The 18,979-nt window shown below is 34.5% G+C and carries 15 protein-coding genes; 9 read left to right on the forward strand and 6 right to left on the reverse strand.

Annotation, left to right across the window (positions count from 1 at the left end; all coding sequences use genetic code 11):
* Positions 1 to 2: 2 nt before the first annotated feature.
* Positions 3 to 1,445: an acetyl-CoA carboxylase biotin carboxylase subunit gene (gene accC / locus JS605_RS00070; RefSeq protein WP_203255673.1), complete on the forward strand. Its 1,443-nt coding sequence runs from the start codon at positions 3 to 5 to the stop codon at positions 1,443 to 1,445.
* A 7-nt stretch (positions 1,446 to 1,452) separates the two neighbouring features.
* Entirely contained in the window at positions 1,453 to 3,003 is a 1,551-nt protein-coding gene (locus tag JS605_RS00075; protein ID WP_203255674.1) for an acyl-CoA carboxylase subunit beta, read from the forward strand.
* A 310-nt stretch (positions 3,004 to 3,313) separates the two neighbouring features.
* Here the strand turns inward: JS605_RS00075 and JS605_RS00080 are convergent, their stop codons facing one another.
* Positions 3,314 to 4,873 (reverse strand): helix-turn-helix transcriptional regulator, encoded by a 1,560-nt coding sequence (locus JS605_RS00080; RefSeq protein ID WP_203255675.1) that lies wholly within the window; start codon positions 4,871 to 4,873, stop codon positions 3,314 to 3,316.
* Between the two features lie 445 nt (positions 4,874 to 5,318).
* Here JS605_RS00080 and JS605_RS00085 point away from each other — a divergent pair, with 445 nt between their 5' ends.
* Positions 5,319 to 5,933, forward strand: a complete 615-nt coding sequence (locus JS605_RS00085) for a fumarylacetoacetate hydrolase family protein (RefSeq protein ID WP_203255676.1) — start codon at positions 5,319 to 5,321, stop codon at positions 5,931 to 5,933.
* A gap of 9 nt (positions 5,934 to 5,942) precedes the next feature.
* Here the strand turns inward: JS605_RS00085 and acs are convergent, their stop codons facing one another.
* From acs to JS605_RS00100, 3 genes are all read right to left on the reverse strand, one after another.
* A complete protein-coding gene (gene acs / locus JS605_RS00090) occupies positions 5,943 to 7,850 on the reverse strand; it encodes an acetate--CoA ligase (protein ID WP_203255677.1) in 1,908 nt (635 codons plus the stop codon).
* 124 nt (positions 7,851 to 7,974) lie between these two features.
* On the reverse strand, positions 7,975 to 9,729 hold the full coding sequence (locus JS605_RS00095) for a sodium:solute symporter family protein (RefSeq protein WP_203256699.1): 1,755 nt from the start codon (positions 9,727 to 9,729) through the stop codon (positions 7,975 to 7,977).
* A 16-nt stretch (positions 9,730 to 9,745) separates the two neighbouring features.
* Positions 9,746 to 10,003 (reverse strand): DUF4212 domain-containing protein, encoded by a 258-nt coding sequence (locus JS605_RS00100; RefSeq protein ID WP_203255678.1) that lies wholly within the window; start codon positions 10,001 to 10,003, stop codon positions 9,746 to 9,748.
* A 134-nt stretch (positions 10,004 to 10,137) separates the two neighbouring features.
* Between JS605_RS00100 and JS605_RS00105 the strand changes: the two genes are divergently transcribed.
* The 3 genes from JS605_RS00105 to JS605_RS00115 all read left to right on the forward strand — a co-directional run bounded on the left by JS605_RS00105 (position 10,138) and on the right by JS605_RS00115 (position 12,893).
* The gene (locus JS605_RS00105; RefSeq protein WP_203255679.1) at positions 10,138 to 11,232 is read left to right on the forward strand and encodes a heparan-alpha-glucosaminide N-acetyltransferase domain-containing protein; all 1,095 of its coding nucleotides are present in this window, start codon (positions 10,138 to 10,140) and stop codon (positions 11,230 to 11,232) included.
* A gap of 25 nt (positions 11,233 to 11,257) precedes the next feature.
* Positions 11,258 to 12,145, forward strand: coding sequence for an alpha/beta hydrolase (locus JS605_RS00110; RefSeq protein ID WP_203255680.1), 888 nt, complete (start codon positions 11,258 to 11,260; stop codon positions 12,143 to 12,145).
* Positions 12,146 to 12,245: 100 nt separating this feature from the next.
* Positions 12,246 to 12,893 carry an HAD family hydrolase gene (locus JS605_RS00115; RefSeq protein WP_203255681.1) on the forward strand — a complete coding sequence of 216 codons (648 nt, stop codon included), beginning with the start codon at positions 12,246 to 12,248 and terminating at the stop codon, positions 12,891 to 12,893.
* Between the two features lie 7 nt (positions 12,894 to 12,900).
* Here JS605_RS00115 and JS605_RS00120 read toward each other — a convergent pair whose 3' ends face one another.
* Both JS605_RS00120 and JS605_RS00125 read right to left on the reverse strand, forming a co-directional pair.
* Positions 12,901 to 13,848: a phosphoribosylaminoimidazolesuccinocarboxamide synthase gene (locus JS605_RS00120; RefSeq protein ID WP_203255682.1), complete on the reverse strand. Its 948-nt coding sequence runs from the start codon at positions 13,846 to 13,848 to the stop codon at positions 12,901 to 12,903.
* Between the two features lie 148 nt (positions 13,849 to 13,996).
* Entirely contained in the window at positions 13,997 to 14,950 is a 954-nt protein-coding gene (locus JS605_RS00125) for a PhoH family protein (RefSeq protein WP_203255683.1), read from the reverse strand.
* A 242-nt stretch (positions 14,951 to 15,192) separates the two neighbouring features.
* Here JS605_RS00125 and JS605_RS00130 point away from each other — a divergent pair, with 242 nt between their 5' ends.
* From JS605_RS00130 to gldG, 3 genes are all read left to right on the forward strand, one after another.
* Positions 15,193 to 16,065, forward strand: a complete 873-nt coding sequence (locus tag JS605_RS00130) for an SAM hydrolase/SAM-dependent halogenase family protein (RefSeq protein WP_203255684.1) — start codon at positions 15,193 to 15,195, stop codon at positions 16,063 to 16,065.
* Positions 16,066 to 16,070: 5 nt separating this feature from the next.
* Positions 16,071 to 16,367: a putative quinol monooxygenase gene (locus JS605_RS00135; protein ID WP_203255685.1), complete on the forward strand. Its 297-nt coding sequence runs from the start codon at positions 16,071 to 16,073 to the stop codon at positions 16,365 to 16,367.
* Positions 16,368 to 16,454: 87 nt separating this feature from the next.
* Positions 16,455 to 18,839: a gliding motility-associated ABC transporter substrate-binding protein GldG gene (gene gldG, locus JS605_RS00140; protein WP_203255686.1), complete on the forward strand. Its 2,385-nt coding sequence runs from the start codon at positions 16,455 to 16,457 to the stop codon at positions 18,837 to 18,839.
* Positions 18,840 to 18,979: the final 140 nt, after the last annotated feature.

Below are 18,979 nucleotides of genomic sequence, written 5' to 3' on the forward strand. Positions count from 1 at the left end.
CTATGAAAAAAATTCTTGTTGCTAACAGAGGAGAAATAGCACTCCGTGTTATGAAAACCGCTAAAAAAATGGGGATTGATACCGTAGCTGTTTTTTCAACAATAGATAGAAATGCGCCACATGTTAAATTTGCTGATGAAGCCGTATGTATAGGCGAGCCTCCTTCAAGTCAATCTTATCTAAAAGCTGATAAAATTATTGAAGTTGCAAAAAGTTTAAATGTTGATGGTATTCATCCAGGGTATGGTTTTTTAAGCGAAAATGCTGATTTCGCCGAGCTATGCGAGAAAAATAATATCATTTTTATAGGCCCTCGTTCTAAAGCCATTAAAATCATGGGAAGTAAACTCGCTGCCAAGGAAGCGGTTAAAAAATACAATATCCCAATGGTTCCAGGAATTGATGAAGCTATTACTGATGTTACCAAAGCCAAAGAAATTGCCAAAGCCATAGGTTTTCCCATTTTAATAAAAGCATCAGCAGGTGGCGGTGGAAAAGGTATGCGTATTGTTGAAACGGAAGAAGATCTAGAATCCCAGATGAATCGCGCCATTAGTGAGGCCATTTCTGCTTTCGGGGATGGCTCTGTATTTATTGAAAAATACGTGAGCTCTCCAAGACACATAGAAATACAAGTGGTGGCGGATAGCCATGGTAATATCCTTCATTTTTTTGAAAGAGAATGCAGCATACAGAGACGTCATCAAAAAGTGGTTGAAGAAGCGCCATCATCTGTGTTGACACCAGAATTACGGGAAAAGATGGGGCAAGCTGCTATAAAAGTTGCTAAATCTTGTGATTACCTTGGTGCAGGAACCGTAGAGTTTTTATTAGATGCCGACCATAATTTCTATTTTCTGGAAATGAATACAAGGTTGCAAGTAGAGCATCCCGTAACTGAAATTATTTCTGGAGTGGATTTAGTAGAACTCCAAATTAAAATTGCTAGAGGGGAAAAGCTGGAAATTGAACAAAAGGATTTAAAGATTAATGGTCATGCCTTAGAATTAAGAGTGTATGCTGAAGATCCCTTGAATGATTTTCTACCAAGTATAGGTCATTTAGAGATTTACAGCCCACCAACTGGGAAAGGTATTCGTGTAGATAATGGTTATGAAGCTGGTATGGATATCCCGATTTATTACGATCCTATGCTATCCAAACTTATCACATATGGTACTTCTAGGGAAGAAGCCATTATGCTTATGATTGATGCTATTAACAATTACAAAATTAAAGGTGTTGAAACCACACTATCTTTTGGAAAATATGTTTGTGAACATGACGCTTTTATTTCAGGAAATTTTGATACTCATTTTGTAAAAACCCATTATTCTCCCGATGTATTGCAACAAAGCACTCAAGATGAAGCTAAAATAGCGGCTTTAATAGCAGTGAGGCAATACTTAGAGGATAAAAAAACACTTCGGTTACCTACCAATTAAAATTCTTATGGATTCTAAACAAGATAAAATCGATAAACTCAATAAGCATATTGCCCTCTCAAAGTTAGGAGGAGGACAAAAACGAATTGATAAACAACACGCCAATAAAAAACTTACTGCAAGAGAGCGTGTAGAGTATTTATTAGATGAGAATTCTTTTGAAGAAATAGGAGCATTGGTGACACATAGGACTACTGATTTTGGAATGGAGGATCAGGTGATTTATGGAGATGGAGTCGTTACTGGTTATGGTACTGTAGATGGTAGACTTGTATATGTTTATGCGCAAGATTTTACAGTTTTTGGTGGGTCTTTATCCGAAACACATGCTGAAAAGATTTGTAAGGTTATGGATATGGCCTTAAAAGTAGGAGCTCCTATTGTTGGACTTAATGATTCTGGAGGAGCCCGTATTCAAGAGGGCGTACGCTCCCTTGGTGGATATGCTGATATATTCTATAGAAATGTACAAGCGTCTGGTGTAATTCCACAGATCTCTGCAGTGATGGGACCATGTGCTGGAGGTGCCGTATACTCCCCTGCTATGACTGATTTTATTATCATGGTAGAACAAACAAGTTATATGTTTGTAACAGGACCAAACGTTGTAAAAACCGTTACCAATGAAGAGGTTACAAGCGAAGAACTGGGTGGTGCCCAAACACACGCTTCCAAATCTGGTGTGGCTCATAAAATAGCTTCCAACGATGTGGAGTGTTTGGAGGATATAAAAAAGATGTTAAGTTATCTTCCTCAAAACAACACCCAAGTTACCAAACAAATTCCGTACACTTTGGATGATGAAATTAGAGATGTTTTGTCTGATATTGTACCTAACAATCCAAATAAACCTTATGATATGCATGAGGTAATTACTGGTATTATTGATGAAGATTCATTTTATGAAATTCACAAAAATTATGCAGAAAGTATTATAGTTGGTTTTGCAAGGTTGGGAGGACGTAGTATTGGTATTGTTGCAAACCAGCCGATGGATTTTGCCGGGGTTTTAGGTGTAAACAGCTCCAAAAAAGCAGCACGTTTTGTTCGTTTTTGTGACTGTTTTAACATCCCACTTTTGGTATTAGTTGATGTCCCAGGTTTCTTACCAGGAACAGATCAAGAATGGAACGGAATTATTGTGCATGGTGCTAAATTATTGTATGCCTTAAGTGAAGCTACCGTACCACGCGTTACCGTTATTACAAGAAAGGCCTACGGTGGTGCTTATGATGTTATGAACTCAAAACACATAGGTGCAGACTTTAATTTTGCATGGCCAGGTGCTGAAATTGCTGTTATGGGTGCAAAAGGTGCCAGCGAGATTATTTTTAGACGTGAAATTTCTGCTGCTGAAAACCCAGAGGAAAAACTAGCAGAAAAAGAAGCAGAATATGCAGCGAAATTTGCGAATCCTTATCGTGCTGCAAAACGGGGATTTATTGATGAGGTAATACTTCCCAAGAACACAAGAAGAAAATTATTAAAAGCATTTGCCAGTTTGCAGAATAAGCAAGTAAATACTCCTAAACGTAAACACGGTAATATTCCTCTTTAATCAATTAATTATGTATAGAAACAGGAAAAGGAGTTTAAAAATAAACCCCTTTTCTAGCTGTAATCAATAAATTACTTTTTGGTAACTTAATAATTAATTTAACAATCTTACTTGTAATTAAAATGAATTAATAACCAACCCTTGCATATTAATTTCTATTTTAATTTTCCCTAATAGAAATTGTAAGATGCCTTTCCCAAATTAATTAATATTGATAATAGCATTTGTACAAATGTCTAAAAAAGGAAAGTTAATCATTAATTTTTCACTACGCATTTAGTACGCAAATTAGATTTTTGTGTGAAAAAAATCAAATATTGTAGTTGTCGATGTTTACCTTATCAGAAAATACACTGCATAAATATTCTGCAAGAGTGAATTTTTCTCTATCAAATCCAATTTTCTTTACAATACGATAGCGTCTACTTTCAACGGATCTAATTGAACTGTTAAGAAACACCGATATTTCTTTATTGGTAAACTCAAGATATACGTAATAACAGATAATAATTTCAGTCTTATTTAATTCTGGATGTAGTTTGCTAACCTCACTAAAAAATCTACTATTTAAATCATTAACTAAATCAAAATGTCCCTCACCCTTATCTATAATAGCAGACGAATTAACACGAATATCCGTATAAAGATTTTTTATTCTCGTTTTTTGATCCTCCAGTGAATTTTCTGTAGCTATATCTTTAATTTCATTTTTTAAATGCTTCAAATATTCTTCAAGCCCATGCATTTTTAAAGCCAGCTGTTCATTGTTAGATCTTACAAAAGATAAAGTATCAACTTCGCTTGAAACTTTATGTAATTTTTTCTTTTGTTTTTTGTAAAACACAAAATATACCATGCTTGAAAGTATCAAAACCATAAGCAATATAAGGACCAAAACCACATTATGTTTTCTTTTTGTACGCTCCGTCTTCAACTCATCTTCTGATAATCTCATCGATCGGCTAATATCTGTGGTTGCGATCAACTGTGTTTGTAATATTTCGTCTTCATAATTTCTGAGTGAGTCTAAATAGATATCAGACATATCATAATTTTTAATTCCCCTGTTCAAATCGACACACATATTATAATAACGCATCACATAACTCTTATCTAGGTAAATCAGATCTGGTCTGACCTCGGATAAATAAAACTTGCATGAATCCAATTGCTGTTCTCTTAAAAAATAATCTGCAAACTCCAGATTGATGACAGTGCTAAAACTTCTGTAATTATATGTAGGAGCAGTAGGCAACTCTCGAGTTGTCTTAAACTCTTTATAAAAGCTTTGAGCTTTAGTAACACTATCAATCTTGATGTAACTCAAAACTAGCCGTGCTGTGGCATCCATGTAAATATAAGCATCTTCATCTAGTACCGCCTTGTACTTGCCTAGATTTGGTAATATGGTATTAATAGTTTCAATAGTTTTACCATCTAGATATTTCATGTAAGCCTTTATAAGCTCTATTTCGTACAACCAACATATATTGCTGCAAGTCTCAAAACATGTTTTTGCTTTATCCAAATAACTCAAGGCTAAGCTATTATCTACAGAGGGATCATACAGTTCTCTAAATAATTGTATATATGCGTAACCTGCATTAAAATAATCATTCTCCTTTTCAGCATAACTTAGCGCTTTATTAAAACTTTGAATAGCCTTAATACTGTTGTTGTCATAACCATAAATAAGGCCCTGAATTATATAATATTCATCAACATACGTATCAATATAATCTTCCAAGGGACGAGGTATTGAATCTAGAAAAGCTTGAGCCTTTTCAGAAGTTTGCAAATTATCACCTGCTTCGTAAATGTAATCCACAAAACGTGATGTCTCTTGTGCCGCAAACCACTGAAATACCATACAGAATAATATACTAATTCCTAATTTGCTGTATATTTTAACCATAAATGTATCCTTAAAACTTAATTAATTTAAAATTTTGCCAAAGGCCTGCTTTTTATTGATATTTTTTTGTCAAAATATAATTAAAAATATTCACACTTTTTTAAATCTTGAAATGTCGATTTATTATACCCAATACATTGAATAATTTATAATAATACTGAAAAATTAAAGCAAAAACCATAATACAATTTCACTTTCATTAATAGAATTAAACTAGTAACTAACGCAATATCAAAAATTAAATTTTAGATATTATCCTTTACTATCTGCCTTTGATATATTTATATTATTTCTTTTTTTTTGATGCTTTAAAACAGTAGCTATATATATAATTTTTATAAAAAGCCTAACTCCATTCAAAAGCATATTTGTAATTTTACCCTACAAAAACAAACCACTTATGAAAGTAATAGGCATTGGCAAGAATTATGTTAATGAAAAATCTGAAGCAGACTCGTTAAAAAACGGTCAGCAACTTATTTTTCTCAAGGCCGATAGTACAATAGTCACAGGGAATGAAGATGTAATTTATCCTGAAATTACAAACGAACTTGTTTATGAAGTAGAGCTTGTTGCTAAAATAGGAACCGAAGGTAAAAATATTGCTGAAGCTGATGTCGCCTCTCATATTAGTGGTATAGCAGTTGGAATAGATTATACGGCAACCGATATACTAAAAGCACATCGTGAGTTAAAGTGGCCTTGGGCTCTGGCTAAAGGTTTTGATGGTGCTTCTCCAATCTCTGAGTTCAAGCCCATTTCTGATTTTTCAGATCTTGATGACATCAATTTCGATCTAAAAATTAATGGAGAACAAAAACAAATAGGGAATACAGCTTTAATGATTTATAATTTTGCAGAAATTATAGCATATGTCTCTAAATTTATGACTTTAAACCCTGGTGATTTATTCTTTACTGGAACTCCAGCTTCTGGAGCTGATTTGATTTTTAAAGGAGACCATTTGCAAGCCTCTATTGAAGGAGAGTTACTTTTAGATTTTAAAATGATATAATTTTAAACCTTACAACACATTATCCATAATATCCTGAACCACTTCAGGATTCAATAATGTACTTGTATCACCGAGGTTACTTGTATCGTTACTCGCAATTTTTCTTAAAATACGCCTCATAATTTTACCTGAACGTGTTTTAGGTAAACCTTGAGTAAACTGAATTTTATCCAATTTTGCAATTGGCCCTACATGTTCTGTGATAATTTGGTTGATTTCCTTACGTAAATTATTTTGGTCTCTGGTTTCTCCAACATCTTTTAAGATAACATATCCGTAAAGGGCATTACCTTTAATATCATGCGGAAAGCCCACAATAGCACTTTCTGCTACTGCTGGATGCTCATTTATTGCATCTTCTATTGGAGCTGTTCCTAAGTTATGACCTGAAACTATAATTACATCATCCACCCTACCTGTAATTCTATAGTATCCTACCTCATCACGCAAGGCACCGTCTCCAGTAAAATATTTATTTTCAAAAGCAGAAAAATACGTGTCTTTGTAACGCTGATGATTTCCCCAAATAGTTCTTGCCATCGATGGCCAAGGAAATTTGATACACAAACGTCCATTTACCTGATTTTCTTTTAATTCTTTCCCATTTTCATCCATTAAAGCAGGTTGAATGCCAGGAAACGGCAATGTAGCATATGTTGGTTTTGTTGGTGTTGCAAAAGGTATAGGGGTAATCATGATACCTCCTGTCTCAGTTTGCCACCAAGTATCCACTATCGGACTTCTATTTTTACCAATATTGTCATTGTACCAATGCCAAGCTTCTTCATTTATAGGCTCTCCAACGGAACCCAAAACTTTTAAAGAAGACAAATCGTATTTTTCTACCAGACCTAACCCTTCTTTGGCCAGAGCTCTAATAGCTGTTGGTGCGGTATAAAACTGATTTACCTTATGTTTATCTACAATATCCCAAAAACGACCATAATCTGGATAACTTGGTACCCCTTCAAACATAACCGTTGTTGCCCCATTGGCCAAAGGTCCATATATAATATAACTATGCCCTGTAATCCAGCCAATATCTGCAGTACACCAATACACATCCCCTTCTTTATATTGAAACACGTTTTTAAACGTATAAGCTGTATAAATCATGTAGCCAGCTGTGGTGTGCACCATACCTTTTGGCATCCCTGTAGACCCTGATGTGTATAGAATAAACAAAGGATCTTCAGCATCCATGATTTCTGGCGCACATACTTTATCTGCTTTTTCTAGCAAAGGCTGTAACCAGGCATCACGCCCTTCAACCATATTGATATCTGAATTAATACGTTTTGCCACTAAAACAGTGTCTACACAAGGACATTCCTCTAAAGCCTCATCCACTATACCTTTTAAATCAATAGTTTTTGCCCCTCTGTAAGAACCATCACTAGTAATTACCATTTTACAATCGCTATCATTAATTCTGGTAGCTAAGGCTGTTGAAGAAAATCCTGCAAATACCACAGAATGTACAGCACCAATTCTAGCACAGGCTAAAGTAGCAATCGCTAATTCAGGAATCATAGGAAGATAAATGCATACTCTATCCCCTTTTGTAATACCATTAGCTTTCAAAACATTAGCAAATTGGCACACACGTTCATGTAATTGCTGGTATGTAATATGCTCTGCGGTTTCGTTTGGATTATTAGGTTCAAACAAAATAGCCGTCTTGTTGGCATTCGTTGTTAAATGGCGATCAATACAATTTACCGTAATATTTAACTTCGCTCCTTCAAACCACTTTACTTCAGGCTTTGAAAAATCCCAAGACAATACATTGTCCCACTTCTTATACCATAAAAAGTGTTCTTCGGCCACTTCCTCCCAGAATTGTTCGGGTTCCCGTACTGATTTTCGGTAAACTTGATAATATTCTTCTAAGTGTTTTATGTGGTAATTACTCATGCGTTTTCTTAATTAATATTAATATCTAATTTAGTGGCGACCTAAAATAGATAAATTAATAAAATCTTACTAAGTTTTTCTACAAATAACATATGCTTGTAGATAGAAACAAATAGTGTAGATATTAATGCTCTACAGCATCTCCCGCCCCACTTGGTATCCTAATATTTTCTACAATATCTTGCACATCTTCTGGTGGTGCTTTGGTCAACTTCATAATAACTATTGATACCACAAAATTTAAAATCATGGCAACCGTACCAAAACCTTCGGGTGAAATACCAAACCACCATTCGCTTTTATCTGGAAGCGTGTCATCAAACCATCCCAATTTATATTTTATCATATATAGTAACATAGCGATTATGCCTACCACCATTCCCGCTATAGCTCCTTCTTTATTCATACGCTTATAAAATATTCCTAGAATTATAGCTGGGAAAAAAGAGGCTGCCGCCAAACCAAAAGCCAAGGCCACAACTGCAGCTACAAAACCAGGGGGGTTAATTCCAAAATAACCTGCAACGCAAACAGCTCCCACCGCCGATAAACGTGCCGCCACCAACTCCCCTTTTTCCGAAATTGAAGGTTTTATAATTTTTTTAATCAAATCATGAGATACTGATGAAGATATTACCAACAATAACCCTGCTGCCGTAGATAAAGCCGCTGCCAATCCGCCTGCGGCAACAAGTGCTATTACCCAGTTTGGCAATCTGGCAATCTCTGGATTTGCCAACACCATAATATCCCTATCCACATAAAGCTCATTTTTACTATTGGGATTAGGTTGGGTAAAATCCACCTTTCCGTCTTCATTTTTTAAATAAGCATCTCCTTTTACGTATTGAATGATACCATCGTTATTCTTATCCGTAAAACTTATCAGTTTGGTTTCCTCCCATTTACTAAACCATTCTGGTACCTCTGCATAAGGTTTATTAGAAACGGTTTCAATTAAATTTGTTCTTGCAAAAGCTGCAACGGCTGGTGCCGTGGTATATAAAATCACGATTAGCAACAAGGCTATACCTGCAGATTTTCTGGCGTCTTTTACACGTTTTACAGTAAAAAAACGAACAATTACATGGGGTAAACCTGCCGTACCAACCATTAATGCTAAGGTAATTGCAAACACATCCATCATAGATTTGGAACCTTCGGTATACTCAGCAAAACCTAATTCTGTACTTAATCCATCTAATTTATCTAACAAATAAGCACCAGATCCGTCAGATAATGTATCTCCAAACCCAAATTGTGGAATGGGGTTTCCCGTCATCTGTATTGAAATAAAAATAGCTGGTACCATAAATGCAAAAATCAATACACAATATTGTGCTACCTGTGTATAGGTTATGCCTTTCATACCTCCTAAAACGGCATAAAACAGCACAATAAGCATCCCGATGATGACACCTGTATTAATATCTACCTCTAAAAACCTAGAAAATACTATACCAACGCCACGCATCTGTCCGGCTACATATGTAAACGACACTAAAAGCGCACAAAGTACCGCTACAAAACGAGCTGTTTTAGAATAGTATCTATCCCCAATAAAATCGGGTACTGTAAATTTTCCAAATTTGCGTAAATAAGGTGCTAAAAGTAAGGCCAATAATACATATCCTCCTGTCCATCCCATTAAATATACTGCTCCGTCATATCCTGCAAAGGATATAATCCCTGCCATAGAGATAAAGGAAGCGGCACTCATCCAATCGGCAGCAGTAGCCATACCATTGGCAAGTGGTGATACTCCCCCTCCTGCAACATAAAACTCTTTGGTTGATGACGCTCTGGACCAAATAGCTATACCAATGTAAATAGCAAATGTAATACCCACTAAAATATAGGTCCAATTTTGCACTCCTATTCCTTCAACTATCAAACTATGTATCATAACCGTACTTTTTATCTAGTTTATTCATGATACGTACATACACAAAAATCAAAATCACAAATACATACATTGAACCTTGTTGTGCAAACCAAAAGCCTAATTTAAATCCTCCAATAGTAATGGTATTTAATGTGTCCTTAAACAATATCCCGGCTCCAAAAGAAACGAGAAACCAAACGAGTAGTAGCAACAAAACATACTTTATATTTTCTTTCCAGTACGCTTTGGCATTTTTATTTTTAGTCATATTTAGTTATGATTAGCATGTGAATATATAACCTTTTTTGAATTTTGTAAAAAAACATATAATTTATTTAGAAGCTATAGAATGTTACCTTTATGAACACAAAATAAGATAGTGATCAAGTATAATTTATAATCATGAAAAAAAGCATTCGCCTGTATTTTGTAGATGCCGTAAGGGCTTTTGCTATTTTAATGATGTTGCAAGGACACTTTATAGACACCCTTTTAGACCCTATTTATAAGGACAATACTAGTGTGATTTATAATACATGGAGGTATTTTAGAGGCATTACTGCACCAACATTTTTTACAATTTCTGGACTTATTTTTACATTCTTACTGCTTAGAGCTTACCAAAATAAATCTGACCTGATAAGAATAAAAAAAGGGTTTTTTAGAGGCATATTGTTAATTGGCACTGGTTACTTGTTACGGATCAATTTCCAGCATTGGATATACGATGGTTTCAATACACATTTTTTAATTGTAGATGTTTTGCAATGCATCGGTCTATCCATTATTATACTTATAATCTTACATATTATATTAAAAAAATACAGCTATCTATTTTCTATCATTTTATTTGCAATAGGAACCTTATGTTTTGTTACAGAACCCTTGTATAGAGAGTTGCATCTTAACAACATACCATTAGTTTTTGCCAATTATGTATCGAAAGAAAACGGATCGGTATTCACCATAATACCATGGTTCGGTTTTTCGGCATTTGGTGCTTTTATTGCTACAGTATTTTACCGACATATAGAAAAAAACAAATTTAAATTATTAACCATCATAAGCTTTTTAGCAGTTGGCTTTTTTCTTATTTATCATTCCTCATGGTTACTCATTAAACTATACCAATTAACGGATATTCAATTATTTCATGATAGCGCAAACTTTAACTACTTATTTAAAAGATTAGGCAATGTTCTAGTCCTATTTGGTATATTTTATCTTTTTGAACGCTATATAAAAGCTTCAATCATCCTGAAAATCGGTCAAAAAACGTTGTCCATTTATATTATCCATTTTGTGGTATTGTACGGAAGCTTTACTGGTTTGGGACTAAATAGCTTTTGGAATAAGGCGTTATCACCTAAAGAGGCCATAATAGGCGCGCTAGTATTTATCATCATAGTTTGTTTAATAGCGTTTTATTATGCCAGAAGCAATACCTACATCTACACGAAAATAAAACTATTGTTTAATAAACTTAAAAGGAATTGATGTATACAACGACCAAGTTTAAGTTATGAAGTTGTTTTATTTAATTTTAGCGCTTTTTATTCTTCAAAAAAGTACCATGTTGTTTGATAGTGTCGATGATATTTTGACTCAAAAAACTACGCATGTCTATAAAATCATCAAAAAGGACACACTAAAACTTGATTTTTATCCCTCTAAGTATAAAAATAGTGCAGCACCGCTTATTATATATGTTCATGGTGGTGGGTTTGCTAGCGGAAATAGGGATGCAAACTATATAGCTGACTTTGCTCAAAACCTTTCTGATCAGGGATTCTCGGTAGCTTCAATATCATATCGCTTAACCATGAAAAACAAAGGGTTTGGCTGTGATGTAAAGGCAAAACACAAGATTAAGGCCTTTAATACCACTAGTAAGGACATTAGTTATGCCGTAAAGTTTTTATTGGATCGTAAGGATACTTTTAAAATAAACCCAACTAAAGTTGTGGTATGCGGTACCAGCTCTGGTGCAGAGGCAAGCTTAAATTTGGTGTATGTCTTTAAAAATAGAATTTTACCTTCTAAATTTAAATTTGCAGGAGTAATTAGTATGTCTGGCGCAATACCTACTCTAGATCGTATAAACGCGCAAGAGGCTGTTCCCACATTGCTTTTTCACGGTACTGATGATGAATATGTGCCCTTTGATGTTGCTCCTCATCATTTTTGCAATGAAGACGAAAAAGGCCATTTAATACTTTATGGTTCTAGAGCAATTGCTAATAAACTAAAAGCAATTGGGCAGCCTTATTATCTACATTCCAAATTAGGCGAACCCCATAATACATCTAGCTCTCCTATGCATGACAACTTTGATGAGATTCTAGACTTCCTCAACAATGATGTTCTAAAAAACAAGTTGAGACAAACAGAGCGAACTACTGGTTTTTAAAACACTTTAACCTTTTTTTAAAAAAGAATTATTACTAGTTATTTTAACAGAATTGCTGTTAAAGGCTACACGTATTTAATATTATTGCTAGATTTGACGCATGAAATATAAGGCTGTAATTTTTGATTTGGATGGAACGCTGGTAAATTCAATTTATGATATAGCGGATGCCATGAATAACGTACTCTTAAAGCACAATTATAAAACATTTGACTACGAAACATACAAAACCTTTGTGGGGCATGGCGTAAGAAGTCTTGTTGTAAAAACACTTCCAGAATCTCCTGAAAAACCTGAGCTTATAAACACATGCCTTGAAGAAATGCTAGATGTTTACAGTAAAAATTGCACTAATAAAACACAGCCTTATCCGGGTATTTTAGAACTTTTAGAAACATTAAAATCTAAAAATATTAAGTTAGCCATACTATCTAATAAAGAAGATAGCTTAACTAAAAAGGTTGCAACAACTATATTACCAAACTATATTTATCCAATATTGGGTTTAAAAGAAGAAGCGCTTAAAAAACCTAATCCGAAGATCCTTCTAGAAATTTGCAATACTTTAAATGTAAAACCTGAAGAAAGTATTTATGTTGGTGATACCAATGTTGATATTAAAGTTGCCAAAAATGCAAATACGCTTGCCGTTGGGGTTAGTTGGGGTTTTAGAGACAAAGCCGAACTTATTGCTCAAGGGGCTAACGTTATTTTAGAGCAACCTAAAGACTTGCTTGAGGTTTTATAGCTTGGATTTATTTTAAATACCCCAAAACATTCTCCTCAATACGCTTTTGTATATCAGAGACATCTGCCTTATCAAAGGTTTCCCCTGTAATATTTTCGTAAAGCTCAATGTAACGCTCAGAAACGGTTTGGATATATGCATCACTCATATGAGGCACAGTTTGCCCTTCCAAACCCTGAAAATTATTAGAAATTAACCATTGGCGCACAAACTCTTTTGATAGTTGCTTTTGCGGCTCGCCTTTTGCTTGACGGTCTTCGTAGCCCTCTGCATAAAAATACCTTGAAGAATCTGGTGTATGTATCTCATCTATCAAAACTATCTCCCCATCTTTAGTTTTACCAAACTCGTATTTGGTATCTACCAGAATTAAACCTCTGGATGCAGCTATTCCTGATCCTCTTTGGAATAGTTTTTTTGTGTAATCTTCTAGAATAGTATAATCTTCTTCTGAAACGATACCTTTTGCTAAAATATCTTCTCTAGAAATATCTTCATCATGATCCCCCATTTCTGCCTTAGTTGCTGGTGTGATAATAGGCTCTGGAAAAGCATCATTTTCCTTCATCCCTTCTGGCATAGACACTCCGCATAACATACGTTTTCCTGCTTTATACTCACGTGCTGCATGGCCAGACATATAACCACGTATTACCATTTCTACCTTAAAAGGTTCACATAAGTGACCTACTGCTACATTCGGATCTGGTGTGGCTGTTAACCAATTGGGTACTAAATCTTCTGTTGCAGCCATCATTGTTGTGGCTATTTGGTTTAGTATTTGTCCTTTATATGGAATCCCTTTGGGCATTACTACATCAAAAGCTGATAAACGATCTGTAGCGATCATTACCAGCTGCTCATCATTAATATTGTATACCTCCCTAACTTTTCCTTTATAAACATTTTTTTGTCCCGGAAAATTGAAATTGGTATCTATTATTGTATTACTCATTTTTAACCTTTTTATGGGTTGGTTTGTATTGCTTTTAAAGCTTAGCACCTAAGCTAGTAAATAATTTAGCCCCGATTGCAGCGGCATCCTTTTTTGCTTTTTCTGCAAAAAAGATATAGCGGAAAGCGGGAAGTAGCTCCTTAAACATTTAATCCCTATTCTCTATACTCTTGTAGGCTTCTATTACTTTCTTAACTAGTTTATGCCTTATAACGTCTTTATCGTCTAAAAATATAATCCCCACACCGTCTACATTCTTTAAAATTAAAAGCGCTTCTTTTAACCCTGAAATGGTTCGGCGTGGTAAATCTATTTGCCCCGGATCTCCTGTTAATAGGAATTTTGCATTTTTACCCATACGTGTTAAAAACATTTTCATTTGTGCATGGGTTGTGTTTTGCGCTTCATCTAAAATCACAAAGGCATTATCTAGAGTCCTACCACGCATAAATGCCAAAGGTGCTATTTGTATGGTGCCTTTCTCTATATAATTCGCTAGCTTTTCTGGAGCAATCATATCACGCAGCGCATCGTACAGAGGTTGCATGTATGGGTCTAATTTTTCTTGTAAATCACCTGGTAAAAAACCAAGGTTTTCCCCTGCTTCTACTGCAGGACGTGTTAAAATTATACGTTTAACCTCTTTATTTTTTAATGCTTGTACCGCAAGAGCTACGCCTGTGTATGTTTTTCCCGTTCCTGCTGGTCCTATAGCAAAAACCATAGCGTTTTTATGCATGCTTTCCACCAACTTACGCTGATTTGCTGTTTGGGCTTTTATTAATTTCCCCCCAACGCCATGCACTATGGTTTCCCCACTGGCTTTTGATGTTGTGTAATCATCACTACTCTGGCTCGTAAGCACACGCTCTATAACATTTTCATCAAGTTTATTGTACTTACCAAAATGTTTTAAAAGCATTGTAATGCGCCTATCAAATTCTTCCAGCAATTCTTCGTCGCCAAAAGCTTTGATTTTATTACCGCGTGCTACAATTTTTAATTTTGGGAAATACTTTTTAAGAAGTTCTATGTTTACATTTTGGGCTCCAAAAAACTCTTTTGGAGATATTTCTTCGAGTTCAATAATAATTTCGTTCAAAAGCGTTTATTTAATATAGTTTGGGTTTAAAACATTAATTGAGATACATGCCCCAGGACATCAATGATATGCTTGGTATATCCAGAATCTAAAATTTGAATAACGCTAAGTTAATAAACCTCCTTTTTAGAATTAAACATGAAAATTTAAATCGAAATTTTACGTAGGTTTGTATATCATACTCTCTAAATTCAAAAATACATAATTTTAGAGGAGTTAACCTTAAAAACATATCAACAAATTTGTCTGTACCCATCATCACATTAACCACCGATTTTGGAGAGAAAGATCACTTTACTGGCGCAACAAAAGGCGCTATTTATAGTGAACTTCCCAATGTGAATATTGTTGATATCTCGCATAGTATATCGCCTTTTAATATTCCTGAAGCGGCTTACATCATTCAAAATGCTTATAGCAGCTTCCCATCTGGCACTATACATATTATTGGTATTGATTCTGAATTAAATGAAGAAAACAAGCATATTGCGATGAAACTGGATGACCATTATTTTATATGTGCCAATAATGGTATTATGAGCATGATTTGTTCTGAAATTGCACCAGAGAAAATTGTTAAAATTAATATTCATGATAAAATCCAAACTAGTTTTCCTGTGCTTGATGTTTTTGTAAAAGTGGCTTGCCATATTGCACGTGGCGGAACCCTAGAAGTAATTGGCAAACCTATAAACAACATAAAACCTATAAACAACTTAAAACCCTATGTAAATGAGGAAAAAACCAAAATTATTGGTAGTGTTATTTATATTGATAATTATGGTAATGTGGTTACTAATGTGAGAAAACAATTTTTTGAGACCATCCAAAAAGGACGCAAGTTTGAGATTACAGCACGCCAATACAAGTTTAAAACCATTTACAAGAAATATAGTGATGTTGTAAATTTTGATATCCCAAAAGAAAAACGGCAAGATGAAGGCAAGGGCCTAGTGGTTTTTAATTCTGGTGGGTTTCTAGAAATTGCAATGTATAAAAGTGACTCAAAAAAACATGGGAGTGCAGCCACCCTAATGGGCTTGCAAGTTAGAGATACTATTGGAATAGATTTTATTACAGTTTCTGTTATTCCACAAAACCAAGATATTTACTAAACATAATGCTGATACGAATTGTAAAAATGAGTTTTAAGGCTGAATGTGTTGATGATTTTCTAGATATTTTCGAGAAGAACAAAACACGTATTAGAGGTTATGAAGGCTGTAATTTTCTTGAATTGTATCGTGATAAAACGCAACCTAATATATTTTTCACTTACAGCTATTGGAATTCTGAAACTGATTTAGAGCTTTACAGAAACTCTGATATATTTAAAAGTATTTGGAGTAAAACCAAAATATTGTTTAATGCAAAGCCTGAGGCTTGGAGTGTTGATAAGTCGGACACGCTAGAATGATTAATAATGAGTAATTAATGATAAACAATTAAAAATTAGTACCAAATACTGAACACTGAACACTGAACACTGAACACTAAAACCTAAATGCTAGCACTACTAAAAAAAGAAATAAACACATTTTTTGCATCTCCAATAGGTTACTTGGTTATTGCTATTTTTTTAATATTAAATGGTTTACTGCTCTGGGTGTTTAAAAGCGAATTTAACATCCTAGATTATGGATTTGCAGAGTTATCAGCATTCTTTTTACTAGCACCTTGGATTTTGTTGTTTCTTATTCCTGCTGTAACCATGCGCAGTTTTTCTGATGAAAAAAAACAAGGTACTTTAGAATTATTACTTACCAAACCCATTTCGCATTTAAACATTGTTTTGGGTAAGTTTTTTGGGGCTTATATTTTAATTTTAATGGCATTGTTACCAACTTTACTCTATGTATACTCGGTATATAAATTAGGTAATCCTATTGGTAATTTAGATTTAGGAAGCACGCTTGGCGCCTATGTTGGGCTTCTTTTTTTGGCTGCCACTTACACTGCTATTGGTGTATTTTGCTCTACATTATCTAGCAATCAAATTATAGCTTTTATTGCATCTGTGTGCATTTGTTTGTTCTTCTTTCTAGGTTTTGATAGTATTATTGCTTTTTCATCTAATACGTTTATAGAACAATTAGGAATAAATTACCACTACAAAAGCTTAAGTCGAGGTGTTGTGGACTCCAGAGATATTATTTATTTCCTGAGCGTCATCATCTTTTTTATTATGCTAACCTGCTTAGGTATTAAAACTGATACATTTAAAAAGCAAGACCTGCAAAAAGTCGCTTTAACTTTTATTGGCTTATTAATTTTAAATAGTATTTCCAGTTACGTATACAAACGCATAGATGTAACAAAAGACCAACGGTATACCTTAAGTGATTCGGCCAAGGAAATTGCTAATAAAGCCGATTCTCCAATAGTCGTAGACGTATTTTTAAAAGGCGAAAGTTTTCCATCAGAATTTAGACGGTTACAACGTGAAACCCGCCAGCTTCTGGAAGAGTTTTCCAATGAAAACGATAATATTGTTTTTGCTTTTATTAATCCGTTAGAAAACGAAGCCTCTCGTGAACAAACCATACAAGTAATGACACAACGTGGTCTTACCCCTATGCAATTGGAAGTAAAAGAAAACGGAAAATCTACCCAAGAAGTAATTTTTCCATGGGCATTGGCCAGTTATAACGAACAAACCGTAATTATACCTTTAGTAAAAACCAAAATTGGAGCATCCCAACAGGAATTAGTGACGAATTCGGTACAACATCTAGAGTATGCTTTTGCTAATGGCTTTAAAAAGTTGGTTACCCCAAGATCTAAAAAAATAGCAATTTTAAAGGGTAACGCTCAATTAGAAGACAAGCACATTGCAGATTTTGTCAAAACCTTGGGCGAATACTATTTTATTGCACCGTTTACATTGGATAGCGTAATTAACAGCCCTCAAAAAACACTAAAAGAATTAAATAATTTTGATTTAATAATTTCAGCAAAACCCACCCAAACGTTTACTGAAGCGGAAAAGTATGTTCTAGACCAATACAACATGCAAGGCGGCAAAAGTTTATGGCTTATAGATGCCGTTGCTATGGAAAAGGACAGTTTGTACAATGATGCTGGTAAAAACTATGCCATAGGTAGGACGCTTGGTTTAACCGATTTCTTTTTTAACTACGGTGTTCGCATTAATCCAGTTATGGTAGCCACACCTTACTCTGCACCGATAACCTTGGCTATTGGAGATGGTAGCAACTCCCAATTTCAACATTTAAATTGGCCCTATTCGCCTTTAGCCAGTTCAAACAGCAATCATCCTATTACCAACAATCTCAATTTAATTCGTTTTGATTTCTCAAACCCTATTGATACACTTAAGAACAATATAAAAAAGACCATCTTACTTAAAACCGCCCCTTTATCCCGACTGGAGGGCACGCCAAGAGAAATAAATTTAGATGTAGTTACCAAACCCATCAACCCTAAAACTTTTAAAAATGAAACACAAACACTTGCCGTATTACTAGAAGGCAAGTTTAAATCGGCTTTTGCTAATCGTGTAAAACCCTTTAAAGTCACTAACGAAAAAGAGAATAGCACAGATACTAAAATGATTGTGGTTGCTGATGGCGATGTGATTAAAAATGATGTAGTACGTAACAGGCCCCAAGAATTAGGGTTTGATAGATGGACTGGAAAATTGTATGGTAACAAAGAATTTTTACTCAACTCGGTAAATTATCTTCTAGATGATAATGGACTTATAAACATTCGTAGTAAGGAAATTGAAGTTGCCTTTTTAAACCAAGAAAAAATAGCAGAAGAAAAAACGCTATGGCAACTGCTAAACATTGGATTACCAATAGCTTTACTCTCATTATTTGGTTTTGGATTTAACTACTACAGAAAGAAAAAATACGCTAGTTAACTGTTAATAAGTTTGTTTCGATAAAACGTTGCTTTAAGATATATTTGTAGGTAACGATTTTCTAATTTTTAAGACATTAAATACGATATGTTTTACAAAATATTTAGTTTGTAAATAGCTAATAGGTTAATCGTAAAACA

It is taken from the genome of Hyunsoonleella ulvae (assembly GCF_016827605.1).
GTDB lineage: Bacteria > Bacteroidota > Bacteroidia > Flavobacteriales > Flavobacteriaceae > Jejuia > Jejuia ulvae.